The organism is Candidatus Villigracilis vicinus, assembly GCF_016702885.1.
In the GTDB taxonomy this organism is placed as follows: Bacteria; Chloroflexota; Anaerolineae; order Anaerolineales; family Villigracilaceae; genus Villigracilis; species Villigracilis vicinus.
In genome coordinates, this window is record NZ_JADJDD010000025.1 from 223,228 (window position 1) to 248,813 (window position 25,586).

25 protein-coding genes and 1 tRNA gene are annotated in these 25,586 nt (G+C 50.0%); 12 read left to right on the forward strand and 14 right to left on the reverse strand.

The genetic code is table 11. From position 1 onward, the window contains the following. Nucleotide 1 precedes the first annotated feature (1 nt). Both efp and IPG80_RS16940 read right to left on the reverse strand, forming a co-directional pair. Nucleotides 2-559, reverse strand: a complete 558-nt coding sequence (gene efp / locus IPG80_RS16935; RefSeq protein WP_345109255.1) for an elongation factor P — start codon at nt 557-559, stop codon at nt 2-4. 223 nt (nt 560-782) lie between these two features. Beyond that, nucleotides 783-3,515 carry a DPP IV N-terminal domain-containing protein gene (locus tag IPG80_RS16940; protein ID WP_345109258.1) on the reverse strand — a complete coding sequence of 911 codons (2,733 nt, stop codon included), beginning with the start codon at nt 3,513-3,515 and terminating at the stop codon, nt 783-785. A gap of 40 nt (nt 3,516-3,555) precedes the next feature. Between IPG80_RS16940 and IPG80_RS16945 the strand changes: the two genes are divergently transcribed. Beyond that, nucleotides 3,556-4,077, forward strand: coding sequence for a hypothetical protein (locus IPG80_RS16945; RefSeq protein ID WP_345109261.1), 522 nt, complete (start codon nt 3,556-3,558; stop codon nt 4,075-4,077). A gap of 896 nt (nt 4,078-4,973) precedes the next feature. Beyond that, the gene (locus IPG80_RS16950) at nt 4,974-5,759 is read left to right on the forward strand and encodes an ABC transporter substrate-binding protein (RefSeq protein WP_345109264.1); all 786 of its coding nucleotides are present in this window, start codon (nt 4,974-4,976) and stop codon (nt 5,757-5,759) included. 55 nt (nt 5,760-5,814) lie between these two features. On the opposite strand, the gene IPG80_RS16955 is transcribed toward IPG80_RS16950, so the two are convergent. From IPG80_RS16955 to IPG80_RS16990, 8 genes are all read right to left on the reverse strand, one after another. Further along, the gene (locus IPG80_RS16955) at nt 5,815-6,309 is read right to left on the reverse strand and encodes a MogA/MoaB family molybdenum cofactor biosynthesis protein (RefSeq protein ID WP_345109267.1); all 495 of its coding nucleotides are present in this window, start codon (nt 6,307-6,309) and stop codon (nt 5,815-5,817) included. Beyond that, entirely contained in the window at nt 6,309-6,740 is a 432-nt protein-coding gene (locus IPG80_RS16960; protein ID WP_345109270.1) for a GNAT family acetyltransferase, read from the reverse strand. Before IPG80_RS16960 ends, IPG80_RS16955 begins: the two co-directional genes overlap by 1 nt. Continuing rightward, nucleotides 6,737-7,099: a response regulator gene (locus IPG80_RS16965; protein WP_345109273.1), complete on the reverse strand. Its 363-nt coding sequence runs from the start codon at nt 7,097-7,099 to the stop codon at nt 6,737-6,739. The genes IPG80_RS16960 and IPG80_RS16965 overlap by 4 nt, the downstream gene beginning before the upstream one ends. Further along, nucleotides 7,071-9,686, reverse strand: a complete 2,616-nt coding sequence (gene lon, locus IPG80_RS16970; protein ID WP_345109276.1) for an endopeptidase La — start codon at nt 9,684-9,686, stop codon at nt 7,071-7,073. Before lon ends, IPG80_RS16965 begins: the two co-directional genes overlap by 29 nt. Nucleotides 9,687-9,693: 7 nt before the next feature. Next, the gene (locus IPG80_RS16975) at nt 9,694-10,083 is read right to left on the reverse strand and encodes an Hsp20/alpha crystallin family protein (protein ID WP_345109279.1); all 390 of its coding nucleotides are present in this window, start codon (nt 10,081-10,083) and stop codon (nt 9,694-9,696) included. A 33-nt stretch (nt 10,084-10,116) separates the two neighbouring features. After that, nucleotides 10,117-10,189 (reverse strand) — tRNA-Arg (locus tag IPG80_RS16980). Nucleotides 10,190-10,210: 21 nt separating this feature from the next. Further along, nucleotides 10,211-10,648, reverse strand: a complete 438-nt coding sequence (locus tag IPG80_RS16985) for a hypothetical protein (RefSeq protein ID WP_345109282.1) — start codon at nt 10,646-10,648, stop codon at nt 10,211-10,213. Further along, nucleotides 10,645-12,216 (reverse strand): hypothetical protein, encoded by a 1,572-nt coding sequence (locus IPG80_RS16990; protein WP_345109285.1) that lies wholly within the window; start codon nt 12,214-12,216, stop codon nt 10,645-10,647. Before IPG80_RS16990 ends, IPG80_RS16985 begins: the two co-directional genes overlap by 4 nt. 167 nt (nt 12,217-12,383) lie before the next feature. Here IPG80_RS16990 and IPG80_RS16995 point away from each other — a divergent pair, with 167 nt between their 5' ends. The 10 genes from IPG80_RS16995 to IPG80_RS17040 all read left to right on the forward strand — a co-directional run bounded on the left by IPG80_RS16995 (nt 12,384) and on the right by IPG80_RS17040 (nt 19,767). Then, nucleotides 12,384-12,887 carry a c-type cytochrome domain-containing protein gene (locus IPG80_RS16995; protein ID WP_345109289.1) on the forward strand — a complete coding sequence of 168 codons (504 nt, stop codon included), beginning with the start codon at nt 12,384-12,386 and terminating at the stop codon, nt 12,885-12,887. 132 nt (nt 12,888-13,019) lie between these two features. Next, the gene (locus tag IPG80_RS17000) at nt 13,020-13,775 is read left to right on the forward strand and encodes a glycoside hydrolase family 25 protein (RefSeq protein WP_345109292.1); all 756 of its coding nucleotides are present in this window, start codon (nt 13,020-13,022) and stop codon (nt 13,773-13,775) included. Next, nucleotides 13,772-14,140 carry a hypothetical protein gene (locus tag IPG80_RS17005; protein ID WP_345109294.1) on the forward strand — a complete coding sequence of 123 codons (369 nt, stop codon included), beginning with the start codon at nt 13,772-13,774 and terminating at the stop codon, nt 14,138-14,140. The genes IPG80_RS17000 and IPG80_RS17005 overlap by 4 nt, the downstream gene beginning before the upstream one ends. Nucleotides 14,141-14,208: 68 nt before the next feature. Further along, nucleotides 14,209-14,415: a hypothetical protein gene (locus IPG80_RS17010; protein ID WP_345109297.1), complete on the forward strand. Its 207-nt coding sequence runs from the start codon at nt 14,209-14,211 to the stop codon at nt 14,413-14,415. A 173-nt stretch (nt 14,416-14,588) separates the two neighbouring features. Beyond that, nucleotides 14,589-15,260: an FCD domain-containing protein gene (locus IPG80_RS17015; RefSeq protein ID WP_345109299.1), complete on the forward strand. Its 672-nt coding sequence runs from the start codon at nt 14,589-14,591 to the stop codon at nt 15,258-15,260. Nucleotides 15,261-15,331: 71 nt separating this feature from the next. Continuing rightward, a complete protein-coding gene (locus IPG80_RS17020; protein ID WP_345109301.1) occupies nt 15,332-17,287 on the forward strand; it encodes a 2-oxoacid:acceptor oxidoreductase subunit alpha in 1,956 nt (651 codons plus the stop codon). 177 nt (nt 17,288-17,464) lie between these two features. Next, nucleotides 17,465-18,379, forward strand: a complete 915-nt coding sequence (locus tag IPG80_RS17025; RefSeq protein WP_345109304.1) for a thiamine pyrophosphate-dependent enzyme — start codon at nt 17,465-17,467, stop codon at nt 18,377-18,379. Nucleotides 18,380-18,442: 63 nt separating this feature from the next. Continuing rightward, a complete protein-coding gene (gene arfB / locus IPG80_RS17030; protein WP_345109307.1) occupies nt 18,443-18,847 on the forward strand; it encodes an alternative ribosome rescue aminoacyl-tRNA hydrolase ArfB in 405 nt (134 codons plus the stop codon). Nucleotides 18,848-18,875: 28 nt separating this feature from the next. Continuing rightward, on the forward strand, nt 18,876-19,313 hold the full coding sequence (locus IPG80_RS17035) for a DMT family transporter (protein WP_345109309.1): 438 nt from the start codon (nt 18,876-18,878) through the stop codon (nt 19,311-19,313). Further along, nucleotides 19,300-19,767 (forward strand): DMT family transporter, encoded by a 468-nt coding sequence (locus IPG80_RS17040; RefSeq protein WP_345109312.1) that lies wholly within the window; start codon nt 19,300-19,302, stop codon nt 19,765-19,767. The genes IPG80_RS17035 and IPG80_RS17040 overlap by 14 nt, the downstream gene beginning before the upstream one ends. 389 nt (nt 19,768-20,156) lie before the next feature. On the opposite strand, the gene pyk is transcribed toward IPG80_RS17040, so the two are convergent. From pyk to rocD, 4 genes are all read right to left on the reverse strand, one after another. Next, nucleotides 20,157-21,626 (reverse strand): pyruvate kinase, encoded by a 1,470-nt coding sequence (gene pyk / locus IPG80_RS17045; RefSeq protein ID WP_345109315.1) that lies wholly within the window; start codon nt 21,624-21,626, stop codon nt 20,157-20,159. Nucleotides 21,627-21,914: 288 nt separating this feature from the next. Beyond that, complete coding sequence (locus IPG80_RS17050; RefSeq protein ID WP_345109318.1) at nt 21,915-23,225, reverse strand: acetyl-CoA hydrolase/transferase C-terminal domain-containing protein; 1,311 nt, start codon at nt 23,223-23,225, stop codon at nt 21,915-21,917. Beyond that, complete coding sequence (locus IPG80_RS17055; protein WP_345109321.1) at nt 23,222-24,313, reverse strand: alanine dehydrogenase; 1,092 nt, start codon at nt 24,311-24,313, stop codon at nt 23,222-23,224. Before IPG80_RS17055 ends, IPG80_RS17050 begins: the two co-directional genes overlap by 4 nt. Before the next feature lie 57 nt (nt 24,314-24,370). Then, complete coding sequence (gene rocD, locus IPG80_RS17060) at nt 24,371-25,573, reverse strand: ornithine--oxo-acid transaminase (RefSeq protein WP_345109324.1); 1,203 nt, start codon at nt 25,571-25,573, stop codon at nt 24,371-24,373. Between the last annotated feature and the right edge of the window lie 13 nt (nt 25,574-25,586).

Genomic DNA, 25,586 nt, shown 5'->3' on the forward strand with positions numbered 1-25,586 from the left:
ATCAGACGCGGGTAACGTACTCGCCAGTGCGTGTGTCCACGCGGATGGTGTCACCAACGTTGACGAAGTTCGGGCATTGTACAGTCAACCCGGTTTCGGTGGTGACTTTCTTGGTCACACCGGTGGCGGTATCGCCACGAATCGCCATTTCTGCTTCAACAACCTTCAAATCCACAGAGGTGGGCATTTCCACGTCGATGGCTTCGCCTTTATAGAAGGTTAATTTAACTTCCATGCCTTCCTGAAGGAACTGGGCGCTATCCCCAAGGGATTCGCGCTTAATGGCAGGCTGCTCGAAGGTTTCCTTGTCCATGAAATAATACATGTCGCCATCATTGTAGAGATAGGAAACATTGGCGAAATCAAGGCTAACATCCTGCACAGACAGACCTGAATTAAAGGTGCGCTCAATGTTCGCGCCGCTGATGAGGTTGCGCGCTTTGATGCGGATATTGGCATTGCCGCGTCCAGTCTTGTTGTGGCTGTAGTCCACCACTTTATACAGGTTGCCGTCCAATTCGAAGGTGACGCCTTTACGAAGTTCGTTTACATCGATCATACAGTTTTCTTTCCTTTTTTATGTTTTTGAAGCGGGCGGATTATACCAACTGGCAACGAAAATTGGGTAGGATGACTCTATTGGCATTTTCAAATTTCTAATAATCATCCAAACCATGATTTTCCCGATTTAATCATAGACTCCAACAAGAATACGTGCAGACGCAAAAACAGACTCGCCCACAAAACCATAGTTTCGGGACGAGTCTGTTTTTTTGAGAAAGCTAATAGCCTACACTGGATACGTCATTTGTTGGGCGCCACTGCGACCATTTATCCGTTGCCGGGTCGATGGTCATATTGCCTGCCGAACCGCCCTGCCAGTAGACCTGGAAGATGTTCGGGTCGCCGTCACGGATGGAAGTGAAAGCCAGGTTACTGCCGCCACAATCCCAAGTCGGACCAGAGTCGCGACCATCATAATCTGTCACACGATATTCTTTATCATCCCTGAAGTCAAAGCTATAGATATCCAGGTTTCCATCGCGTTCAGACTGATAAGCGATGCGATCTCCCTCCGGCGACCAGACCGCGTTGACGGTCTTGCCATCGGTGGTAAGTCGTCTCAGGTTTCTTCCGTCCAAGTCGATCACATACAGGTCAGTCACGCCACCTTCATCCAAGATGAAAGCGATCTGCTTGCCGTTCGAAGACCAAGCCGGGAAGGTTTCATCTGCTGTGGAGTTCGTCAACTGGAATTCTGTACCGGTTTCAACGTTTAAGACGAAGAGGTCCCAATTTCCGTTACGATTACTTTGGAAGACCAGTTTCTCCACATCGGGTGAGTAAAAGGCATTGACATCGTCTGCAGGATCACTCGTCAACTGCGTTTCTTCGCCTGACTGTTGGTCGATCGTGAACAGGTCGAAGCTACCGTTCCTATCGCTTTGGAAGGCTACGGTCTGTGCATCCGGTGCATACATCGGATTTGTATTGTTCGACTGTGTTTCCGTCAAACGGGTCGCCTCGCCGCTTCCAAGCAGATCGGTATAGTACAGTTCAACATTCCCATCACGGTTACTCTGGAAGACAACCCAGGAATCATTCGGGGCGCGACTAGGGCGGCTATCCACGGCTTCATCTTGCGAAAGATTGTAAAGCTTGAAGCCAGGTTGACCTTCAACTCCATCGAGACGGTAGACTTCAAGGTTCTCGTCACGGAAAGTATGGAAGATCAAACATTGGATACAAATGCTCGGCTCAGCCGGTGCAACGGTCAAGTCTGGCTCAACACAGTCGGTCATTGCTGTGCGCACTGTCGTGCCAGAAGGATCAGAGAGAGTAAGTGTCAGCACACCATAATTACCGGTTACCGTCAGTTTTTGGTTTTCTCCAGCCTTTAACTGGAAGGTTCCATTCTGGATCACTTTTCCGGATTGGTCGGTGATGACGTAGTTGTACGCTGCCGGCATGTCACCACCGTTATTCGTGATGCTAAAGGTGGCGATATCAGCCTCTACACAAACCCCATTCGCCGAGATGCTGGGAGGCGGCGGAGGCGGGAGAACACAAGCAGTCATGTCCACCACGGTGGTCAATTTGGCATCATTTGGCGTGGCAAAGGTATAACCGGAGGAAGCACCCTTTACTGTGAGTTTAATACTCTGCCCTGCCAACAGAGATACTGTCCCTGCTTGAACCACGGCACCAGTCGCATCGGTGATGGTATAGGGGTACGGAATTGCCATATCTGTGCCGTTATTCTTTATCTCAAAAGTGGCTTCACCAGCAACCGCCGTACAAATACCAGTAATAGCAAGGTCTGCAGGCGGGGGCAACGGAGGGGCTACAGCAGCTGCAGCCACAGGCGCACAGGCGGTCATATCCGCAACTCGTGTGAGAGTGACATCATTTGGCGTCGAGAAGGTATAGGAACTCGAGGCACCTGTAATTTTTATCGTAGTACTTTGATTGGCGAGCAGGTTGATCGTGCCGGAGTGCGCCAGGGCGCCATTGGCATCAATGACAACATAAGAATAAGGAGTTGTCATGTCTGCACCTTTATTGGTTACAACAAAAGTGGCTTCACCGGTATTTGCGGTACAAACGCCGGTTACTTCAAGGTTTGCAGGCGGTGCAAGAGGAGCCGCAGCAGCTGGCGCACAGGCAGTCATATCGACTACTCGGGTCAAAGTGTTGTCGTTCGAGGTTGAGAACGTATAGGTATTCGACTGTCCAGTGACCTTGATCGTAGTGCTCTGATTCGCCAGCAAATTGATCGTACCTGAAGTAGCCAGAGTTCCACTAGCATCAATGACAACATAGGTATAAGGAGTTGTCATATCGGCACCCTTATTGGTAACAACAAAGGTAGCTTCGCCGGTGTTCGCAGTACAAGCCCCGCTGACATCAAGGCTCGCCAAAACGATCGGTGCTTGCGCTGGAGGCTGACACGCAGTCATATCCGCCAATTTGGTCAAAGAAGAATCGTCCTGTGAAGCCAGGGTGTAAGAGGTCGAATTTCCTGTCACAGTAATCGTTGTACTTTGACCTGCTTGCAAGTTAATCGTGCCCGTATTCACTACAGCGCCGCTCGCATCAGTGACGGTATAGGTGTAAGGCTTGGTCATATCGCCGCCAGTGTTGGTAACAACAAAGGTGGCAGTTCCAATGTTTACATCACTGCATGAACCCTGAATGCTGAACGCAGCAGGCTGAATACTGGTGGCGGTCGGGGTGGTGGCAGTGGCTGTACTGGTTGGGGTGGCTGTCGGTCTGCGCGAGCACGAGCCGGTCACATTCAATGTCACAGAGGAAAGGAATGAGGTTCGATACGTAACTCGCATGGTGGCATTGCCAGCACCACGCACGGTCACAGATGCTCCAGGCAGAATATCAACGGGACCAGTGCTCACTGGGTCTGACAACGAATAGGTACCATCACTGACGCTTCCGGAAATATTCGTGATCAGGAAGGTGGCGGTCTGGTCGGTATTACAGAAGACCTTCAAATCCAACTGACCATCCACCGGGGTTGCAGTAGCGCTAGGTGTAAACGTGAATGTCGGCGTAAAGGTAGGAGCCGTTGTATTCGTTGGCGTGAAGGTAACCGTCGGGGTGTTCGTCGGCTTGGTGGTTTTAGTCGGTGTCGGTGTCTTAGTGTTGGTCGGCGTCGGTGAAGGTCCAGCCGTATTGGTAACCGTCGGAGTGTTCGTCGGCTTGGGGGTTCTGGTCGGCGTCGGCGTCTTGGTGTTGGTCGGTGTCGGTGAAGGACCCGGCGTATTCGTAAGAGTCGGGGTGTTTGTTGGTCTGGGAGTCTTAGTTGGCGTTGATGTCTTGGTATTGGTAGGCGTCGGTGAAGGTCCAGCCGTATTGGTTGGGCTGGCTGTCTTCGTAGGTGTGGATGTTTTGGTATTTGTAGGAGTGCCGGTCGGCGCCGTGGTCCGTGTTGGTGTTGGGGTGGCGGAGGATCCTGGCGTTCTTGTACTGGTCGGTGTGGAAGTTGGCGTGTTTGTCGGCAACGGCAAACAAGTGCCAACCGCCTGCAAGTTGACATTATCCAATTCCGACGTGGAATAATTTACAGTAACGGTGGCGTTCCCGGCAGCATTAAAGGAAATACTCTGGTTAGTGTTCAAATTAAGTACAGAAGTCACCGGAGACTTTCCGGGCTCAGAAACAGTATACGTCCCGCCAGACAGCGGTCCGCCAATATTTGTAATAGTGAACGTTGCGGAAAGGTCATTATTACAGGCTACCCCCAATCCAACATACGGATCAGAAACAACAGCAGCAGGGGCTGCGCCCTGATTGTTCTGCGCCGAATTAACAGAGGTCGGGGTTGGGGTAGACGTACTAGTCGGCGGCAAATTCTGGTTTGCGCCGCCTTGAGACTGCCCCGCCTGCGCAGCAGCCTGATCAGTTGTAGCCGTAGGTGTAGGCGTTGACGTAGCCGTTGCCGCTGCAGGAGCTTCTGTCGGTGCATCAGTTGGGGGTGGTGCCTCAGTTGGAGGTGGTGCCTCGGTTGGGGGTGCCTCAGTTGGAGGTGCTTCAACGACCGGGGGTTCGGTCGGTGCCGGCGGCTCAACAACAGGAGCCTCGGTTGGCGGCACTTCTTCCTGACCGCCGGTACCTTCCAGCCCCACAACCGGGGCGCACGAAGTCAGCAGCAACGATAGAATTACTAATGCTGATAGAACATTTAAAAAACTGGTGAATTTTATTTTCGCGAACATCTTAACCTCTTGAGGTACCAAACTTTAAAAAGGTAACAAAAAATCACAACGCAATAAAATCCTGCGCTCACTAACCTTGTCGCTTAAACGTGCAGAAATGGGTCGAAAAACTTCCCCCCAAACGGGGTTACAAATTTACCAGATTATTATATTCTCTCACCAGCAGAATTACGCTAGAATACATTGAGATTTCAATACGGTTTTTTTACCCCAACCAACCATAAGGAATGAGAGCCTACGATGAATAATAAAACTATAACCCAAGGATTTATTCTCCTGGCAGCCGCAATGTTACTTTTAACTGCCTGCGGACCCAAAGAAACAGACGCCTCCACCGTGACCGATCCTACCCAGCCCCCCCCGGCAGATGCCACTGTGCAGGTTGAAACAACGATCGTTATTAACAAAAACATTACGCTTGACCCTGCAAAAACCGAGGATTCAGATTCTTTGCTTGTCAGCCGAAACCTTTATGAAGGGCTCGTTACTCTCGGTGCAGATGGGACCATCCAGCCGGGCATTGCGTTCTCGTGGGTCATCTCAGATGATGAATTGGATTATATATTTGAACTCCGCTCAGATGCCGCTTTCAGTGATGGCTCCCTGATCACAGTTGAAGTGATCGAGCAAAATTTCAACCGCTGGTTCGAACCGCAAAATCCGCTGCATGGTGACGGGAATTACCCAACCTGGTTAAAGCTTTTCCTGGCATTCAACGGCGAAAGGGACGCGAACAACCGCCAAAAATCACAAGTAGACGGTGTGCAGATCGTGGATAATAATACCTTTATCGTCCACCTGAACCGCCCTGAACCGGAATTGCTAACATATCTGACGGAACCTGCTTTCACGATCCTCAGTTCGGCTTCCTTGAACAACCCTGCCTATGGAACCCGTGAAAGCACCATCATTTCAAGCGGACAATATGTCATCACCGACTGGACGGATGAGGGAATGACACTGAGTCCCAATCCGCAATATTGGAAGTCTGTTGAAGACGGTGACCTAAAGTATATTTTCAAATAATAACAACAGTGCCCCGCAGGAGAACCTGCGGGGCACTGTTGTTTAATCGTCTGATTCAATGAGACTTTTCAGAATTCGGGTCATCACTTAATAATTGAACGGCATGTGAGATGACTGGAAACACAAATTCGAGATTTTCTACAGCACCTTTGGGGCTGCCTGGAAGGTTGAGGATGAGCGTCCGGGCACGGATCCCAGCCATTGCACGGGAAAGCATGGCATGTTTGGTTTTTTTAAGGCTTTCGGCACGCATCACTTCTGCAAGTCCGGGTGCTTCTTTTTGAATGACCGAACGTGTGGCTTCGGGGGCAATATCTCTTGGAGCAAAGCCAGTACTCCCTGTTGTGAGTATGACATCGAATTTACCGCTATCCGCCCATTCGCTCAAGGTTTGGCGCAGTGCTGATTCATCATCGGGGAGGATCAGTTGCATTAAGACGAGGCAATTTTCGGCTTGCAAAAAGGAGGCGAGAGCAGGACCAGAGAGGTCTTCCCGCTCACCGCGGGCGGAACGGTCAGAGAGGGTTATGATCCCAAATCGAATCGTCATTAAAATTCCTTTGCAAAGACCAGATCGTGTTTCATCTGAGTCCAACCGCATTCTTCATAAAAACGCATTGCCGGAAGGTTATCATCCACAACCAATAGGTAAACCTTGAGGCAGCCTTTGGCTTGCAGGCGCTCTTCCACTTTCGCAAGTAGTGCAGCTCCGATGCCCTGTTTGCGCATTTCCCGTTGTACAGCAAGGTGATAAATCATACCTCGCCGCCCATCGAAACCACCAATGATGGTTCCAATAATTTCATTACGAACTTCCGCCACAAGGAAAAGGTCCGAGTCGCGATCGATCTTTCGTTTGATCTCTTCAGGAGTATCTGAACGTTCCACCTGCATTCCGACCTCTATGCTTTTCCAGAGAGTCAATACCCGGTCGTAATCCTCTTCAAAGGAAAATTCGCGAATGCAGGCAGCGGGGTTCATATGGATAAGACGTTTTTGAGTTGTTTGAATAAGTCGTCCGGCATATAAGGCTTCATGAGAAAGCCGTTGGCGCCGTGATTAAGACATTCGTCCTTGACATTAGCGCCAGATGACATTAACACACGGAGGCTGCTGGTATCGCCTGCTTCCCGTATTTTGTCGAGGATGTCCAATCCATTTTGGCTGAACAGGTGAACATCCATAAGAAGCAAATCTGGTTTAACAGACCGCACAGCCTGTATGACATCATCCTCCGCATCAAGGGCTATAACCTCATACCCCTCCATCTTGAGGAGGGTTTTTAGCAGGGATACCATGGTGTAATCATCTTCAGCGAGGAGCACTTTTTGCTTTGGCATTCTTTTTTGCTTTCTTTATATTGGGTTTAGCTGCCTTCTTTGTCGGCTTTTTCTTGCTCTTTGGTTTTTCCAATGCGGCTTTAAAAACATCTTCCACAGTTTCAGCAAACACGAACTTCATTGAGTTACGAATTTCGTCAGGAACATCGTCGAGGTCGTTTTCGTTTTGTTTTGGAAGAATGACCGTTGTCAATCCGCTGCGATGTGCCGCCAGCACCTTCTCCTTGACGCCGCCGATCGGCAAGACCTGACCTCGCAAGGTGATCTCACCGGTCATGCCGACCTGCGGGCTAACCTTGCGCCCAGAGATGAGTGAGACCAGTGAAGTTGCCATAGTCACTCCAGCAGAGGGACCGTCTTTGGGCTGGGAACCAGCCGGAACATGCATGTGGATATCATGCTTATCAAAATACTCGTGCGGGATACCAAGTGAATTGGAACGCGAGCGGACATAGGAAAGCGCAGCACGTGCCGATTCTTGCATGACATTACCAATGGAACCGGTGATCTGGAACCCCCTGCCCCCCGGCATGGATGTGGCTTCAACCAATAAAATATCACCGCCGAAGGAAGTCCATGCCAGCCCGGGGACAACACCGGGAATGGAGGTACGTTTATTCAATTCTTCTGGTCCCAAATAAATGGGGTTATCAAGGAAGTCTTCGACCACCTTTGGGTTGATGCTGTACTTTTTCTTTTTGCCTTCCGCAATGTGAGTACCCACCTTGCGGCAAACTGCACCGATCTTGCGTTCCAAATTGCGCACACCCGCTTCACGGGTGTATCGGCGGATGATCATCTTCAGCGCCTCATCATTGAAAGCGACTTCATTCTTGCGCAAGCTATTCTCGCGGATCTGTCGAGGAATCAAATACCCGCGTGCGATCTGCATCTTTTCAGTCTCGGTGTATCCCGAGAGATAGATCATCTCCATACGATCACGCAATGGACCGGGGATGTACTCCAACGTATTCGCAGTAGCAATAAAGAAAACCTGGGATAGGTCGTACGCCACTTCGAGATAGTTATCGCGGAATTCGCCGTTTTGTTCCGGATCGAGCACTTCAAGCAGGGCAGAAGACGGATCACCATGAAAATCATTGGTCAACTTATCCACTTCATCGAGCATGAAGACTGGGTTTTTCGTCCCAATGCGCCGCAGAGATTGCAGAATACGCCCCGGCATGGCGCCAATGTACGTACGACGGTGACCGCGAATTTCGGCTTCATCACGCACCCCGCCAAGGGAAACGCGGATGAACTTACGCCCCATGGCGCGAGCAATGGATTGCCCCAACGAGGTCTTGCCCACGCCGGGAGGTCCAACAAAGCACAAGATCACGCCTTCGCGTTCACGGCGAATGAGGTCGGTCGATTCTTCCTTCTTGTCATTGGCGCGGTCAAGCCGCAGTTTTCGAATGGCAAGGAATTCAAGGATGCGATCCTTCACATCCTCCAAACCAAAATGATCCTGATTCAATACCTGACGGGCATGGGCAATATCGAGATTATCCTGTGTACCTGCAGACCATGGCAACGCCACCATCGTATCAAGATAAGTGCGGATGACGCCGTATTCAGCTGCCGCCGAAGGCAGGCGCGAAAGCCGATCCAACTCACGTTTGGCTTGTTTATCCGCTTCTTCAGGCATTTTTGCCTCTTCGATCTTTTTGCGGAATTCGTCGATCTCCTCTGATTGCTCGTCACGCTCCCCCAATTCGCGCTGAATGGCTTTCATCTGTTCACGGAGATAGTAATCACGTTGAACTTTTTCGATCTCGCCGCGTGCTTCATTTTGGATCTTTTGACCAATGGTCAAAACCTCAGCCTCACGTACCAGCAAGCCGATCAATTTCTTTAACTTGTCATAGACCGAATCGATCTGCAGGATTTCCTGCGCATCCTTCAATTCGATGCGTTGGAAATTGGCGATGGTATAAACGGTTTGCAAGGGGTCTTCGAGCGAAAGGATGGAACTTGCCAACTCTTCCGGAAAGGAAGGGATCATCTGCGTGATCGCCTGGAACTGATCACGGGCATTGCGCGCAAGCGCATCGGTTTCTAGATTTTTTTCATCAGACTCAGGGGCGCGGATAATCTTCGCTTTGAGATAGGGTTCTTCTTCCACAAATTCACCCAAACGAAAACGCTCCATGCCTTGCACCAACAAACGGACGGTTCCATCCGGCGCGCGAAGCAAACGATGAACGGTGGCTATCGTACCCACCCGATACAACTCATTTGGACCCGGGGTTTCCTTTTCGGGATCCAGCGCAGCAACGAGCCCCACCAACTTATCACCAGCAACGACATCATCCACCAGTTTGATGGAACGCGCCTGCCCAACCGTCAGCGGAACAGCGGTGTTCGGGTAAACGACCACACCCCGCAAAGGCAGGATGGGTAAAGTATCGGGCAAAGGTGTTTTGTCTCCGCTGTTCTCAGATTGCGGCTCGCTTGAGCCGTCGTCCTTTTTCTGGAGCTGGGAAAAGAAAGAGGTCATGAAATGTTTCGAAAAATCGTCATCCATTTCACCCATCAATTGTAAAAAATTCTGCAAACCAGATTGCCATTTTTGAGCAGGCATCGAATGTTTACCCTTGTTCTTGTGTCTCTTTTGGGAGGGTGATGGTCAAAAAACCATCTTGATATTCCGCAAGCGCATGTTCAACATCTACCGGGGCGGAAAGCCGCACAACAGACGCAAACCTTCCTGATCGTATCTCCATTTGATGAACTGCGCGTTTTGCGGGGAAGTCGTGGCGAAAGCCAGTGATATACAGAGTGTCGTTTTGAACGGAAACGTCGAAATTTTCTTCGCGCATTCCTGCGATTTCTACACGAATGACAAATACTTCTTCAGTTTCATAGACATCGGTTGGAGGGTCCCAAATGCTGGACTTAACCTGCCAGCTCACCGAGTGGAGGATGCCCCGCCGCACTTCCATGAGAGTCTCTCGTGTTTTTCGCACCACGGTTGGCATGGGTACCTCCAATAACGATCGCCGATAATAGTGCGCCCCCGGAGAGGATCGAACTCCCAACAACCTGCTTAGAAGGCAGGTGCTCTGTCCATTGAGCTACGGGGGCAATTTTCTACATTTTACCCGACTATGCAGGCTCAGTGGGCTGAAGGCTAAGGATTGGTCGCAACCCACGGTACACGCGTGGACCTGCTATTGTACGCAGGATCGTATCTGCTGGCTTGCCAAGTTTCTTGCTTAATTCTTCAGAAGACATGGGTATATTCCCATTTGCCAAAAACATACGGAAGATCGCTTCAACCACTGCCGTGCGTTGGTCTACAAATTCGGGCAGCTGCGCACAATGAGTCATCAATGCATGCTGCACACCGTCCACGGGTTTTACTTCGGCAGTACGCGGGTCGACCCAATCGATCAAATCCCCTTCTTCCACGTTCGCAAAGGCTTCCTGATGCTCAGCGCAAAGGAACGAACGCAGGAAAATGTGCCAGTCGCCTTCATTTTGCTTCCACCATTCAAAATCGATATGAAAAGGGGTTTTTGCATTCGGTTTTAACAGACTCATAACGCCGCCTCTTCATCCAGACGGAAATGCAGATCGCCAACATGCTTGTAAATGGGATTCAATTCCAGCTCAGCAAAGATCGGCGCAGGCGGAACTCGCCGCACCAGGTTGACCGCTGCGTACAACTCCTGCGCATGGACATGTCCCTGCGGGTTTGATTTGGATAATTCACGCATCACCATTAATAACAGGTCCTCAAAAGAGCGCTTCTTTTCCCAGATCGGGTCAAGCGCTTTGAAATCTGGCACATGCACAACCATGCGGTCATTGAATTCGGCAGTAATGGGCTGTTTGAGTGTGGCAAAAACAAAACCGCCATCTGAGCCAACCATAACCGTGCGCACCCAATCCTTTGACGAACGCTGGCTTTTCGCCTCTACAATAACTTCGCCAGGGTTTTCCCCTTTACGAACCTGAACCAATGAGCCGGGGATCAACTGATGTGCCTTGTACCACTCACGCAGCCCAAAGACATATCCATGTTCCAACACAACCCAGGCGGGAATGCGCTGCTTGGTCTTTCCATCGACAAGTGTAAAACGCACACGCGGAGTTTCATACGCGGTCGGGAAAAGTTTACGCGTCCGTTGTGAAACGGGCAACGTCCCGGCTCGCAGGTGCGGGTATATCAAGGTAATGTTAACAGCCGAGACATCTTCTTGCGAATCGATCTCATGTATGGTCAATTCGTCATCGAGTTGCGCTTCCAACGCCAGCATTTCAGGCGTTAGTACATTGCGATCATGAGAGACATCCAAATATTGCAGCGGAGGAGGAACATCCCGCACAAAATCCGGTTCTAGGCGGCGCAAACACCAAAGTACCTGCCCAACTGGTCCCACTTCATCAAATCGGTCGTCATCCTGCAATGCATAATTCAAGGAAAATTCAACCAATTTAGGGCTCTCGCTCGTCGGCAGGTCTGAATCTTTCATTAATTCGGCAGTGGTCAATGGTTCGCCGCCTGCCATATCCAAAATGGCTTCGACCAAGTTTAACTGTCCCTCATTAATGTCGATCAACAGTGCTCGCGGAAACCAACTTCCAGCAATCTTGACTAACCCCTCATCGTCAACAAATGCCTGCTCCAGTTTTTTTCGGATCGACTTACCGTGCTCAGTGATGATAAGCGCAGAACTCACATCATCGCTTTCCGGCTTTACAAGCGGCTCATCATTTAACACATGTGCAGCCAGACCTGCAGCAAACATACGTTGCGATTCGTCTTCAAACTCGACCGCGATAACATCAAACTCGCCTACAGCCGGATTCACACCTGCCCGTACAGAAGCGACTTTGCCCTTCTGCCAGCCAAGCGCCGGGAAGACGAGCTCGGTACCAGCGGAATATTTTTCCTTTGGCAAAAACGGTTTGCCAGCGGATTTCTGTTTGTTCTCGGCCGCTTTACGTTCGAACTGGATGCGCGCCTCGACGAACTCAGAAACGAGGTCACCCGTTGTGAGCGGGGTCTCTCGTTCAAAGAGAATCGTATGCAAATTTTCTACATCTTGGGGTGTTACCTGAAGGTTTAACCAATATTCGTTGGGAAGTGTAAATACACCGATCATACTCAGCCTTGAAGTGAATTGATTCCTCTTGCGAGGCGTCCTGATTATACCTTTCTTGCGCAAAATGTCACAGGTCTTAAAGCATCGTAAGAATTCACACAATTTCTTCATCCAGTTCTTGTTATTATCGCTTACATTCCAAAAAAATCGCAAAAGGAACTCTAGACATGAACAAATATACTTTACCTGTATTGATTCTATTGGCTCTCGTATTTCTGACTTCGTGTGGAGGAAGCGCCGCTCAGACTCCGCCCACACCTGTCCCACCCACCGAAACCGTCACCCAACCAACACTTCCCCCTGCACCTACAGAAACAGCCATCCCTACTGTTGCAGCCACTGAAACAACGGTTGCTACTGAAGCCCCGGCAACAGAAGCATCAGTAACAGGTCAAATCAGTTTCGCAAGCAATGTAATGCCCATATTTGAAGCAAAATGTATTAAGTGCCACGGCGTAGAATCGAAAAAAGAAGGATTGGATATGCGCACCTATGATGCTAATTTGGCAGGATCTTTCAATGGACCGGTTCTCACCCCGGGCAATGCAGATAACAGCTTGCTTGTGCAATTGATCGAACGAGGCAAAATGCCCAACCGCGGACAAAAACTTACTCCAGAAGAAATTCAGATCATTAGAGACTGGGTAAACCAAGGCGCACTGAACAACTAACAAAAATATTTCACACGAATTCACCGCCGCAGAGAATAAGGAAGTCGGAATGATCTCCATTGCGCCATCCATATTTTCTGCGGTGTTTTTTTATGCTCAAAGAGTTGGGATGATATATAATTGTCCAAAACCATGACAAAGCAGCCCTATCAACCCAAGCCAATCATCCAACCACAGAGGACTCAATTCCTCACAAACTTCAAACTGCCCGACATTAGTTTCTGGCAGGATGACCCCACAACCCCATCAGGTATCAACTTTGTCAAAATGACAGAAATGACCAGAGGGGTCATCATCCGTGCTGGACAAGGGTCATTCGAAGATAAAGTCTTCAAAACATCGTGGAAGAATGCCAAGCAGGCTGGTCTTGTACGTGGTGCCTACTGGTTCTACGACAGTCGCGTTAACCCCAAACGCCAGGCAGAAAAGTGGGTGGAAGTCATGGGGGATGACCCAGGTGAAATGGAAATGTGGGGTGATTTCGAAGACCGCTATGGGGGTCCGTACGGAGGCTGGCGTAACTGGTTCGACTTCATGGAACGCATTCGCGCGCTTCTGCCAGAAAAAAAGCTGGGGGTATATACCGGCTACTATTATTTTCAGGAATTTGCCGCCGGTGTGAAATACTTTGCCCAATATCCACTATGGATCGCCTGGTATAACCCGACCGAACCGCTCGTTCCGCCTATTTGGGATGACTGGACCTACTGGCAGTTCACTTCAAATGGCGATGGGGCACTTTTTGGTGTTGAAAGCAAAGATATCGACCTGAGCTACTTCAACGGTACAGAAGCTGATTTTCTTGCCCGCTACCCAACGTCACAAGTTCAAGCCACTTTGATCGCCAAATTCGGGAATACCCTCGTCGAATATAGGAGAGTTTCATGACCCAATACAGCATGACCCCAATCAACAACGGTACGCGTATGCGTGCAGACCACAACACTTTTGCCGCCGTTATCGCATCCTACAATCGTAGTCAACTGATCGTTGGGGATGAGGTTTGGGAAGCAACAGCGGATGGAAACGAAGTCAAGAAAGGCGATAAATGGCTGCACGTCACATCCGTGGACGGAGTCAATTTGACAGACAGCGGTTGGATGGCTTACATTCACAAAGGAGTGGCAGTCTGTAATAACTTCAAGGAAATCGCATCCCCTCCCCCTCCAACACCGATCTTTCCCGACACCTTTACCCTAACTGACCCAAGCGGCGCGAAAGCAGAATATAAATTTGTGAGAATCATAGAATAGCCAATGCGTACTTGTGAAAAGTATTTACTTATAAATTCATAGCCAATATTAGATACCAGGAGAATGTAATGAGAAAAAGAAATTGGAGATTTGTACTTGCCGGTGTTTTCTTGATCGTGGTCGCTATTGTGATTTTTATTTCCCTGTCAGCACTTGCCACTCAATCTAACGATCCAGCCATGGTGGTTCAAACAGCCGGACAGGCTGCCGGCGTCGCGGGCGGCATCGGAGTTGCCCTGATCATTTCGGGTTTAATTGGCAAGAAGATTTCATAAACATCGCATAAAAATATCGTGTAAAAAACCGTTCTCAAACTTAGGAGAGCGTTTTTTTTATGCTTAAATTTAGCCGCAAAGGTTCCCGTTCCTAACTGAATTCTTAACCTTAATTCCTTGACATTACACTAACTAGAGGCGTAAAATATGATTAATCGGATTAATCAACTTTTATGTTGCGTGAACGAATCTCCCCTAATATTTCCGAATTCCTGCGTTATCTGGCTTCACATCCTGAAGCAGACGACAAACTCCCCTCTTTAAACGAACTTAGCCGCGAATTAAATATCAGTCTGGCATCTTTACGCGAACAACTCGAGGTGGCGCGTGCACTTGGGTTTGTAGAGGTTCGTCAAAAGACAGGTACGAGACGCCTAACATATTCATTCACGCCAGCCATCCGGCAAAGCCTTGGATACGCGCTGGCACTCAACGATGAACACTTCCGTAAATTCGCTGAAATGCGCAATCATCTTGAAGCGGCGTATTGGTATGAAGCTGTCAAATTGCTGACCGTGGAAGATATGGCGGAATTAAATACACTGATCGCACGTGCGTGGGAAAAACTGGGCGGAACTCCGGTGCAAGTTCCACATGAAGAGCATCGCAAACTTCATCTCACGATCTTCAAAAACCTAGATAATCCTTTTGTGATCGGTGTGCTTGAGGCGTACTGGGAAGCCTACGAGGCAGTGGGTTTAAATGTGTTCGCTGGAAGCTACGAATATTTACAAGAAGTATGGCGATACCATCAAGTGATGGTGGAGTCGATTTGCAATGGCAAGTTCGAGGTCGGGTATGAGGCGCTCGTGCGTCATACAGACCTTCTGTATCACCGTCCATAATAAAAAATTATTCATCATTACCAGGATAGTTTTACCCAGGTCTTGATGAAGACACTAAATAGAGGAGCTCCATGAATAAGATAGTGAACGATTTTTCGATCACCGTTGGCACGAAGAACGGTTCAGGCAGTTCAACTGCCAACAATACAATCCTGCGCTCTGTTTTCAAGATGGGCATTCCGGTTTCAGGCAAGAACTTATTTCCCTCAAATATTCAAGGCTTGCCCACCTGGTATACCATTCGAGTTAATAAAGATGGTTTCATCGCGCGCAAAGAGACCAGTGACATCGTTATTGCGATGAACCCCGATTCGTTTGCCAAGGACCTTGCGTCTGTTACGCCGGGCGGCGCTTTTTTCTACGCGGATGATATCAAACAGCCCATCACTCGCGTGGATGTTGCCATTTACCCGATGCCGATCAAATCCATCGTGAAGAACGACCCGAATGTCCCGACTGATTTCCGCGAGCTGGTCGGCAACATGGTTTATGTCGGCGTGCTTGCCCAGATCATCGGGATTGACTTTGAGACCATCCGTACCGCGTTGAACTTCCACTTCAAAGGCAAACAGAAACCGATCGATATGAACTTTAATGCTTTGAAAGCTGGCGCTGAATGGGCTGCCGCCAACCTGGAAAAGAAAGATCCGTTCTATCTCGAACATATGAACAAGACCGAGGGCATGATCATGTCGGACGGCAATACGGCCGGTGCGCTTGGGTCTATTTTCGGCGGTGTGCAATTTGCAGGCTGGTACCCCATTACTCCGGCTACTTCACTGGCAGAAGCCTTGAATGATTATTTACCCGTTCTACGCAAACGCGAAGACGGCAAACATACCTATGCCATCGTTCAGGCAGAAGACGAACTCGCCGCCCTTGGTATGGCGATCGGCGCTGGCTGGACAGGTCTGCGCGCCATGACCTCCACCTCGGGTCCGGGTCTTTCGTTGATGACCGAATTTGCAGGTCTGGCATACTATGCCGAAGTTCCCGTGGTGATCTGGGATGTGCAGCGAATTGGTCCTAGTACCGGTTTGCCGACCCGCACCTCGCAAGGCGACCTAAGCTTTACCTACTTCATCGGGCACGGTGACTCACACTCCGTCATCTTGTTGCCGGGTGATGTTTTTGAATGTTTTGAATTCGGCTGGAAATCCTTTGATGTAGCTGAACGCATTCAGACCCCGGTCTTCGTTCTGAGCGACCTCGATATGGGCATGAACCAGTGGATGAGCAAGCCATTCGAATACCCTGAAACGCCCATGGATCGCGGCAAGATCCTGTGGGAAAAAGATATCGAAGAACTCAAAGGCAATTGGGGACGCTACCTCGATAAAGATGGCGACGCCATTCCCTACCGCACTTTTCCTGGCAATAAGCACCCGCTCAGCTCGTACTTCACCCGTGGAACCGGTCACGATGAATACGCCAAATACACCGAGGATTCAAATGTTTATATTCAGAACATGGAACGCCTCGCCCGAAAACAGATCACTGCCAAGCAATATGTACCTGCTCCGGTTCTACACGGAAACCGGGACGCTTCAGTCGGCATCCTTGCCTATGGTTCAACGGAGAATGCGATCTTCGAAGCACAATCTCAGCTCGAAAAAGAACATGGCATCAAATCTGAATTTATGCGCGTACGTGCCATCCCCTTCACAAAGGAAGTGGATGAATTCATTGAACGCCACGATCAGATCTTTGTGGTCGAAATGAACCGCGATGCACAGATGCTGCAAATCCTTTACACTGAGTATCCGCAATTTGCGATGAAATTCAAATCAGTTGCCTATCACGATGGTCTTCCCGCTGCAGCCAAATGGGTTCGAGAAGGCATCCTTGCCAAGTACGAAAAACCAACAGGCGGCAAGCAGAAAAAAGCAGCACTTGCTCCTTCTTCAAAGGGAAAGAAAGCTGCCACGAAGGCAAAAGCAGCTCCGGTTAAGAAAGCGGCGGCGAAGAAATCCGCTGTCAAGACTGCCGTCAAATCCAAAACCGCTGTCAAGTCGAAGCGCAAATAGTTAGTAGTTATCGGTAAATTGGAAAAGGAGTAAAACAATGAGCGAAACACTTCCCATGGCTGGCGCACCGTCAAACGTGAACACCGTTGGCTTAAGTAAAAACGATTACCGCGGCGCCCCAAGCACCTCTGTCAGGGCTGCGGACATAACTCGATCTCAAACCAGATCATTTCGGCAATGTATGAGATGAATGTGCTGCCCGAAGATGTTATCAAGTTTTCCGGCATTGGCTGTTCATCCAAATCGCCGACCTATTTCATGAATCGCAGCTTTGGCTTCAACAGCCTGCACGGACGTATGCCATCCATTGCAACGGGTGCGCTTTTCGGTGATGCCCACATGAAGGGGATCGGCGTCTCCGGAGATGGCGATAGCGCCAGCATTGGTATGGGACAGTTTAAACATGCCATGCGCCGCAACATGAACATGGTTTACATCGTGGAGAATAACGGCGTCTATGGACTTACCAAGGGGCAGTTCTCTGCAACTGCTGAAAAGGGTCTGCAATTGAAGAAGCAGGGTGAAAATCCCTACATGCCGGTCGATATCTGTATGGAAGCCCTGATTTCCAACGCAACCTTTGTGGCACGCTCGTTCGCGGGCAATCCCAAACAAGTGAAAGAAATTCTTAAGGCTGCATTTGCCCATAAGGGTATTGCCGTTCTCGATATCATCAGTCCGTGTGTGACCTTCAACAATCAGGAAAATGCCTACCACTCCTATGCCTGGGGCAAGGATCATGAAGAACCCCTGCATGAAATTTCCTACATTGCGCCGCGCAGTGAGATCATGCTCGAACAGGAAATGATGGATGGCGAAATGCGCGAAGTTTCCATGCATGACGGTTCCACAGTCATTTTGAAAAACCTTGAAAAAGGCTACGACCCGACCAATCGCATGACGGCACTGCAGGTTCTCGAGGAAGCACACCAGAACAATTGGCTGCTGACCGGAATGATCTATGTCAACACTGCCAAGCCCGCCCTGACCGATATCTATAATTTGGTGGACACTCCGCTAAACCGCCTGACTGAAAGCGATCTACGCCCAGACCGCGCCATGATCGACAAAGTCAACGCGTTGATGTTTTAGCTTGACCTCACCCCTACCCCTCTCCCTAAACGGGAGAGGGGTTTTTATTTTATAATTTCAATAATGAAACGACTCGAGAACGAAATTCAATTGGAATATATCCGCGCATCGGGACCGGGGGGACAGAATGTCAATAAGGTTGCGACGGCGGTGCAACTACGCTTTGACGTGGTTAACTCCCCATCGCTCGGCGCAGACTTAAAGGGACGGCTGCTTCGGCTTGCCGGAAAACGCATCAACTCTGAAGGCGTTTTAATTCTCGAAGCCAAACGCTTCCGCACCCAGGAAGCGAATCGAGAAGATGCGTTGGCAAAGTTCCACGAGTTGGTCCGTAAGGCAGGGGAAAAGCCCAAGCTCCGTCACAAAACCAAGCCAACGAAAGCCTCTAAAGAAGAGCGCATCAAAGAGAAGAAGCAACGGGGGGCAGTCAAGAAATTGCGCCAAGGCAAAACCCGGATCGAAGATTAATAAAGCATTCATATATAATCGGGGAACTATGCACAACAAACATTCATTTGCAGGATTGGTTTCTGGTCTCACTGCCGCCTCGATCTGGGGTGGTATGTATGTGGTAAGCAAGGTGGTTTTGGAGGTCATCCCTCCCTTTACCCTGCTGTTATTGCGCCTGATCATGGGCGCGATCGTATTGGGGATCGTTATTTATTTTCGGAACCGAAAAACAGGGGCGGTCTCTCCCATGACAAAAGAATTCTTCTGGAGAAGCTTTCTGGTCGGTTTTGTAGGGTATGGCATTTCGCTTGGCTTTCAATTCGTAGGAACAAAACTTTCAACTGCATCGAACGGCTCTTTGGTCACTTCTGCCACTCCTGCATTCGTGCTGCTGTTTGCTCCCTTCCTGCTGGGGGAGAAACCCACCGCACGGGGCGTGATCGCACTTATCCTTTCCACATTGGGTGTACTTGGCAGTCATTGACCCGCGCACCGCGGAACTTTCGCCGTCGCTGTTTTGGGGCAATATGAGTCTTTTGGCAGCCGCGTTGACATGGGCATTGTATTCAGTGCTGGTGCGTAAAGTTTCCCAAACCCAAGACCTGCTTACATCCAGCACCATCATGCTGCTTGGCGGCATTCCCTCCAGCCTGGCTTTTTCGGTCTGGGAGATGAATTCGCAGGGGGTAGGCGAAATCACCTTGGGCATCATTGGCGGTCTGCTCTTTTTAGGGATCATCTCCACTGCCATCGCCATGTTTCTTTGGAATTATGCCTTTGCAGAATTACCCGCCGCTGTCGCCTCGCTGACGTTCTTTGCCCAACCGGTCGTAGGGACATTGCTGGGATGGTTCTTTCTCTCTGAACAGATCACATCCCTTTTCATCGTCGGCGGGGTATTGATCGGGGTTGGGATCATTATCGCTTCAAGTGAGTAATAAATAACTCGAGTTGCCACCTTGATTGCCAAAACCTCCCTCACCCCAATTAACAAGGCTTTTCGTCGGGATGACTCCCCTCGTGGGAGAGGGGGGTGGGTTTTTGCGGGCATGTGAATCTGTTCGCTTGTGGGCGGGTATTTCTGGAATCCGTGAAATCAGCGTAATCCGCGTACTTAAGAAACGGTCTCTAAGACGCTAAGATTTAAGTGCTTTTTCTTTGCGCCCCTGCGCCTTTGCGTTAATTTTTTTCACCTTCTCTATAAGTCGCAACTTGGTTAAGTACGAAACGCTGAAACAAGTCAAAAGTTAAAAAAGAAGCGGATGCAGTTAAGTAGATTACTGCATCCGCTTTGGTTAAGCTACGAGAGGAGAAAATTAATCCGAAATTATTTTTCTGCCAATTTACGGGCGAGGTTAAGGGTTGGCTCGCTGGCGACAGTGTGAAGCAATGCCATATTGGGAGGACGCTGCTCGCCAATAGGGAAACCACAGACCAACACCACTTGCTGCCCCGGCTTAATGCCAGACTTCAATAAAACAGAGTCCACTTCCGAAAGCATGTCATCCATGGTCTTGGCATACTTCACAAGGTTGGGCTGCACACCCCAGAGAAACGCTAACTGATTGAATGTTTCGCGCTCAGGTGTGAAGGCGAGAATTGGCTTCGACGGGCGAGCCTTGGACATGAGCCAGGCAGAACGACCACGCATAGTGAAGACGGAAACCGCCTGCACTTCAGGATCGCTTGCCAGCACGTTGGATGCGCGCGCCATGGAAGCCGCATCGCTCTCACCCAAACCTGCGTTGGCGTCCTGGCGGCTGCCCCACTCTTTGAAGTGGGTCTCGGCTTCGGTGACGATGCGAGACATCATCTCAACCGCAAGGCTGGGGTATTCACCCGAAGCTGTTTCAGCAGAAAGCATAACCGCGTCGGTACCATCGAAGACTGCGTTGGCAACATCAGAGGATTCCGCGCGGGTCGGCAGCGGATTTTGGATCATGGATTCAAGCATCTGTGTGGCAGTGATCACCAGTTTGGCGCGGGCGTTTGCAGCACGGATGATCATTTTTTGCAACGGGGGCACACGTTCGGGCGGAAGCTCCACCCCAAGGTCGCCACGGGCAACCATGACGCCATCCACCACTTCAAGGATGTCTTCCAACACATCGAGCGCTTCTGGCTTTTCCAATTTGGCGATCAGCATGGGCTCATGCTTGCCTGCTGAATATTCGCGAATGGCGGCGCGTACTTCACGCACATCGTTAGCGCTGCGAACGAAGGAGATAGCAACCGCATCCACGCCTTGCGAGATGCCAAACGCAAGATCAGCTTTATCTTTTTCGGTAAAGCCCGCAATGCGAAGTTTGACACCGGGCAGATTAATACCCTTGTGAGAGGACAATGCACCGCCCACTAAGACGGTAGCATGAACGAGTCTGCCTTCTGCAGAGGTTACCTGAAGTGCAAGACGACCATCATCAAGCAGGAGTTTGTCACCTTTTTGAACCGAGTCGAACAATTCGCGGAAATCCACCGGAATGATCTGGTGACCGTTTTTCGGGGGGGTGTCTTTGGTCGCGTACAGGCAGATCTCTTCACCCACTGAAAGTTGCAGAGGGACTTCTAATTTACCAACGCGAATCTTGGGTCCCTGCAAGTCCTGAAGGATGCCAACCGGCATATTAAGGCGCTTAGATACTTCACGGATGCGGGCAACTCTTACCTGATGTTGTTCGTGCGTTCCATGGGAGAAATTTAAACGGGCGACATTCATGCCCGCCTTGATCAGGGATTCCAGCGCCTGTTCCGAATCTGAGGCGGGACCGATCGTTGCTACGATTTTTGCTTTACGCATGTTGTACTTCTTTCTATTAATAATTGATTTGTAGTGCTGAATAAAATCATTCACGAACCCGCCAAAATCGACGGCGCGATAATTTCTCAAACCGCCCGATAATAGGTAAAAAACCCCAGAATGTCAAGCGGGATATTGTCAAGAAGTTAACAAAAAAACGGACGTGGGGTTACGGGCTCCCACGTCCGTTTTTGGGTCATCTTTGCCATTACCCAAACAACAAGAAGAATAGGGTCAAAAGCAGCCAAAAGCCTCTGCTATTGACCCTGATGTTTGGAATTTGAGTTATTAGGAGTAATGAAGTTCTTTCGCCTGCTTTTGCAGCTCATCGTGGAAGATCGGGTTTGCCACTTTGATAAGCGCCTGGGCACGCTGGCGGATGGTCTTGCCATACAGGTCGGCGATACCATACTCTGTCACCACAAAGCGCACATGGTTACGCGTCGTCACAACACCGGCACCGTGTTTCAGCATGGCAGCGATCTTGCTGATCTGCGTGCCATCCTTCATGGTTGCAGTACTCGGTAAAGCAATGATGGGAACACCGCCTTTGGAGCGGGAGGCACCGTAGATGAAGTCCAATTGCCCGCCCACACCGCTGAATAGTTTGGGACCAATACTATCAGCACAAACTTGACCGGTGAGATCGACTTCAATGGCAGAGTTGACCGCCACCATACGCTCATTCTGGGCAATGATGAACGGGTCGTTCACATATTCAGTGGGATGCATTTCGACCATGGGATTATCGTTCACCCACTCATAGAGTTTCTGCGTCCCAAGAATAAATCCGGCAACGATCTTGCCCGGATGCAGAGACTTGCGTGCATTCGTCAGGATGCCAGCATTCACTAGGTCAATGACGCCATCCGAGAACAACTCGGTATGAATACCAAGGTCTTTCTTGTCCGTCAAGAATTTCAAGACCGCATCGGGGATCGAACCAATACCAAGCTGCATGGTCGCTCCATCAGGGATCAAAGATGCCACATGCCCCGCGATCTTCTTGACAATATCTGAATCGCCCTCTGCCGTCATCTTGTGCTCGGGAATCGGATAATTGACCGGCACAATATGCGTCAGGCGGCTAACGTGGATGAAGGCATCACCCAGAGTACGGGGCATCTGGTCATTTACTTCTGCGATGATGATCTTTGCACATTCCGCAGCAGATTTGGTCAGACCGACTTCCACGCCAAGGCTGCAAAAGCCATGCTCATCCGGGCGTGAAACGTGGATAACAGCAACATCCACTGGGAGCACGCCGCGCTTGAACAAGAGCGGGAATTCAGAAAGCAGCACAGGCGTAAAATCTGCGCGCCCTTCCTGAACTGCCTTGCGAATATTGGCGCTAATGAACATGGAATTTACCCGCAGGTGACCTTCCATCTCCGGTCCAACATAGTCAGCTGCACCTACTGTCAACGCCTGGCAGATCTCTACATCTTGCAACTCGGGTGCACGGTCTACAAGCGCCGCCAATAAAGTTTTAGGGACAGATACATTACCGGTCAGAAACACCCGGTTGCCGGATTTGATCACTTTTACGGCTTCGGCTGCCGTGGTTACGCGAGATTGATAAATAGAAGCGGGATTCATTCAGATACCTCCTGCCCGCTTAATCGAACCAAATTAACCAGTTTTCCCTGGTGTGTATTTACTGCGGCTTCAATGGATGGATCTTTTTTCATTACGTCATCAATTCCGTTATTTGCGATCTCTGAAATATAGGGGATGGCAGAATTCAAGAATACATGGCTCGCGGTTCGCGCCACAAGGCTTGCAATATTCGGGACGCAATAGTGGACCACATTCTCTTCAATAAATGTCGGGTTGTCGTGCATAGTGGGGCGGGAAGTTTCCACACAACCGCCTTGATCGATACTGACATCGATAATGACAGAGCGTGGCTTCATGGCACGCACCATTTCACGAGACACGATAACGGGTGCGCGCTGCCCGGCAACGAGCACAGCACCCACTAATACATCGGCATAGGCGGTTGCTCGCTCGATATTCCGCTTGGTCGCCATCATGGTCACCACCCCCGGCAGGCGATCATGGATATTTTCAAGGGCGGTCATACTTTTATCAAGTACGGTTACATGCGCGCCCGCACTCTGCATGGCACGCGCAGCGGAAGTCCCCACCGCCCCGCCGCCAAGAATAACAACCTCAGCAGGCGGCACACCGGGAACACCACTCAACATAATACCTTTACCACCGCGATTGGTCTGCAGCCAGCGAGCCGCGATCTGCGCCACCATTGCACCAGAGATCAAACTGAATGGGCGCAATACAGGCAGCCCGCCGGAAGAATCGGTTATTTGCTCGTATGCTAGAGCCGTGATCTTTTTCTCCAGGAGCAGGTCGATCTGATCCTGTGAGCTGGAAGCCAGGTGTAAGAACCCTGAGAGAATGGCTCCTTCTTGCAACCACTCCAACTCCTGTTTCAATGGGCGCGATATCTTCAGTAAAAAGTCAGCGCGTCCAAAGACTTCCTGCCCGGAAAAAGCAATACGAGCACCCGCGCGTTCATAATCCTGATCTTTAAACCCTGCGCCCGCGCCCGCTTCATGCTCAACAAAAACCTGATGCCCAAAATGGGTCAAAATCTCCACCCCCGCCGGAGACAAACCAACACGATACTCGAACGGTCGGCTTTCTTTTGGAATTCCAATATACATATTACCTCCATAAAAAGACCCTAAAGGCATCCAAATCCTTAGGGTCTGGGTTGATGATTACGGCATATTAAGCACATCCCTGATCGCAGGGAGCGCCCAATCTATCGTTTCTTTATCGATCACAAGCGGTGGAGCAAAACGGATCACGTGATCATGCGTCTCTTTAGCGAGGATACCTCTGCCCTTCAAGGCTTCACAGAAACGGCGCGCGCCGCCTGCTTCTGGCTTAAGTTCCACGCCAATAAGAAGTCCCTTGCCGCGTACTTCCTTTACATGCGGACTTGGAATTTCACTCAGTTGCTCAATGAAATATGTGCCTAACTCTGCAGATCGTTCTGCCAGTTTTTCTTCGCGCAAAACCTTCAATGCCGCCCGCGCCACAGCCGCCGCCAGTGGATTACCACCAAAGGTCGAGCCATGCTCACCTGGTGTGAATAACCCGAGGATCGGTGCATCTGCCAACACAGCTGAGACGGGATAAAACCCGCCTGCCAATGCCTTACCGACGATCACAACGTCTGGACGAACATCTTCATGGTCAGCCGCAAAAAGTTTCCCGGTTCGCCCCAAACCAGTTTGAATTTCATCTGCCATAAATAGGACATTGTTCTTCTTGCAGATCTCAGCTACTTTTTTCAAATATCCGTCAGGCGGTACTACAACACCGGCTTCACCCTGAATCGGCTCCAGCATCACTGCCGCGGTATTGGGCGTGATCGCCTTTTCAATTGCGTTTGCATCGCCGTATTCAACAATAACAAAGCCCGGCGTGAAGGGTCCAAAATCATCGCGATAATGCGGCTCAGTGGAGAAGGAAATGATGGTCACCGTGCGCCCGTGGAAATTATTGCCCGCTACAATGATCTCTGCTTGATGACGCGGCACCTTCTTAACCTGATACGCCCACTTGCGCGCCAGCTTAACCGCTGTTTCAACCGCCTCTGCACCAGAGTTCATCGGCAGTGACATGTCATAGCCGGTCATCTCAGAAAGTTCCTTGTAGAGAAGCGGCAATTGGTCGTTACGGAAGGCGCGTGAAGTCAGAGTGACCTTTTTTGCCTGTTCTAAAAGAGCATTCAAGATCGCCGGGTGAACGTGCCCTTGATTCACTGCAGAGTAGGCAGAAAGACAGTCAAGATACCTGTGCCCATCCACATCGTAGACCCAAACCCCCTCAGCCTTTTCGATGACAACATCCAAAGGATGGTAATTGTGTGCGCCGAATTTTTCTTCGATCTCAATAAAATTTTGTGTGTTCATGTTTGTCCTGTAA

Bases quoted from the DNA above. Each gene is read 5' to 3' on its own strand.
- efp (WP_345109255.1), bottom strand. From the start codon at position 559: ATGATCGATGTAAACGAACTTCGTAAAGGCGTCACCTTCGAATTGGAC.
- IPG80_RS16950 (WP_345109264.1), top strand. From the start codon at position 4,974: ATGAATAATAAAACTATAACCCAAGGATTTATTCTCCTGGCAGCCGCA.
- IPG80_RS16955 (WP_345109267.1), bottom strand. From the start codon at position 6,309: ATGACGATTCGATTTGGGATCATAACCCTCTCTGACCGTTCCGCCCGC.
- IPG80_RS16960 (WP_345109270.1), bottom strand. From the start codon at position 6,740: ATGAACCCCGCTGCCTGCATTCGCGAATTTTCCTTTGAAGAGGATTAC.
- IPG80_RS16965 (WP_345109273.1), bottom strand. From the start codon at position 7,099: ATGCCAAAGCAAAAAGTGCTCCTCGCTGAAGATGATTACACCATGGTA.
- lon (WP_345109276.1), bottom strand. From the start codon at position 9,686: ATGCCTGCTCAAAAATGGCAATCTGGTTTGCAGAATTTTTTACAATTG.
- IPG80_RS16975 (WP_345109279.1), bottom strand. From the start codon at position 10,083: ATGCCAACCGTGGTGCGAAAAACACGAGAGACTCTCATGGAAGTGCGG.
- IPG80_RS16985 (WP_345109282.1), bottom strand. From the start codon at position 10,648: ATGAGTCTGTTAAAACCGAATGCAAAAACCCCTTTTCATATCGATTTT.
- IPG80_RS16990 (WP_345109285.1), bottom strand. From the start codon at position 12,216: ATGATCGGTGTATTTACACTTCCCAACGAATATTGGTTAAACCTTCAG.
- IPG80_RS16995 (WP_345109289.1), top strand. From the start codon at position 12,384: ATGAACAAATATACTTTACCTGTATTGATTCTATTGGCTCTCGTATTT.
- IPG80_RS17000 (WP_345109292.1), top strand. From the start codon at position 13,020: ATGACAAAGCAGCCCTATCAACCCAAGCCAATCATCCAACCACAGAGG.
- IPG80_RS17005 (WP_345109294.1), top strand. From the start codon at position 13,772: ATGACCCAATACAGCATGACCCCAATCAACAACGGTACGCGTATGCGT.
- IPG80_RS17010 (WP_345109297.1), top strand. From the start codon at position 14,209: ATGAGAAAAAGAAATTGGAGATTTGTACTTGCCGGTGTTTTCTTGATC.
- IPG80_RS17015 (WP_345109299.1), top strand. From the start codon at position 14,589: ATGTTGCGTGAACGAATCTCCCCTAATATTTCCGAATTCCTGCGTTAT.
- IPG80_RS17020 (WP_345109301.1), top strand. From the start codon at position 15,332: ATGAATAAGATAGTGAACGATTTTTCGATCACCGTTGGCACGAAGAAC.
- IPG80_RS17025 (WP_345109304.1), top strand. From the start codon at position 17,465: ATGTATGAGATGAATGTGCTGCCCGAAGATGTTATCAAGTTTTCCGGC.
- arfB (WP_345109307.1), top strand. From the start codon at position 18,443: ATGAAACGACTCGAGAACGAAATTCAATTGGAATATATCCGCGCATCG.
- IPG80_RS17035 (WP_345109309.1), top strand. From the start codon at position 18,876: ATGCACAACAAACATTCATTTGCAGGATTGGTTTCTGGTCTCACTGCC.
- pyk (WP_345109315.1), bottom strand. From the start codon at position 21,626: ATGCGTAAAGCAAAAATCGTAGCAACGATCGGTCCCGCCTCAGATTCG.
- IPG80_RS17050 (WP_345109318.1), bottom strand. From the start codon at position 23,225: ATGAATCCCGCTTCTATTTATCAATCTCGCGTAACCACGGCAGCCGAA.
- IPG80_RS17055 (WP_345109321.1), bottom strand. From the start codon at position 24,313: ATGTATATTGGAATTCCAAAAGAAAGCCGACCGTTCGAGTATCGTGTT.
- rocD (WP_345109324.1), bottom strand. From the start codon at position 25,573: ATGAACACACAAAATTTTATTGAGATCGAAGAAAAATTCGGCGCACAC.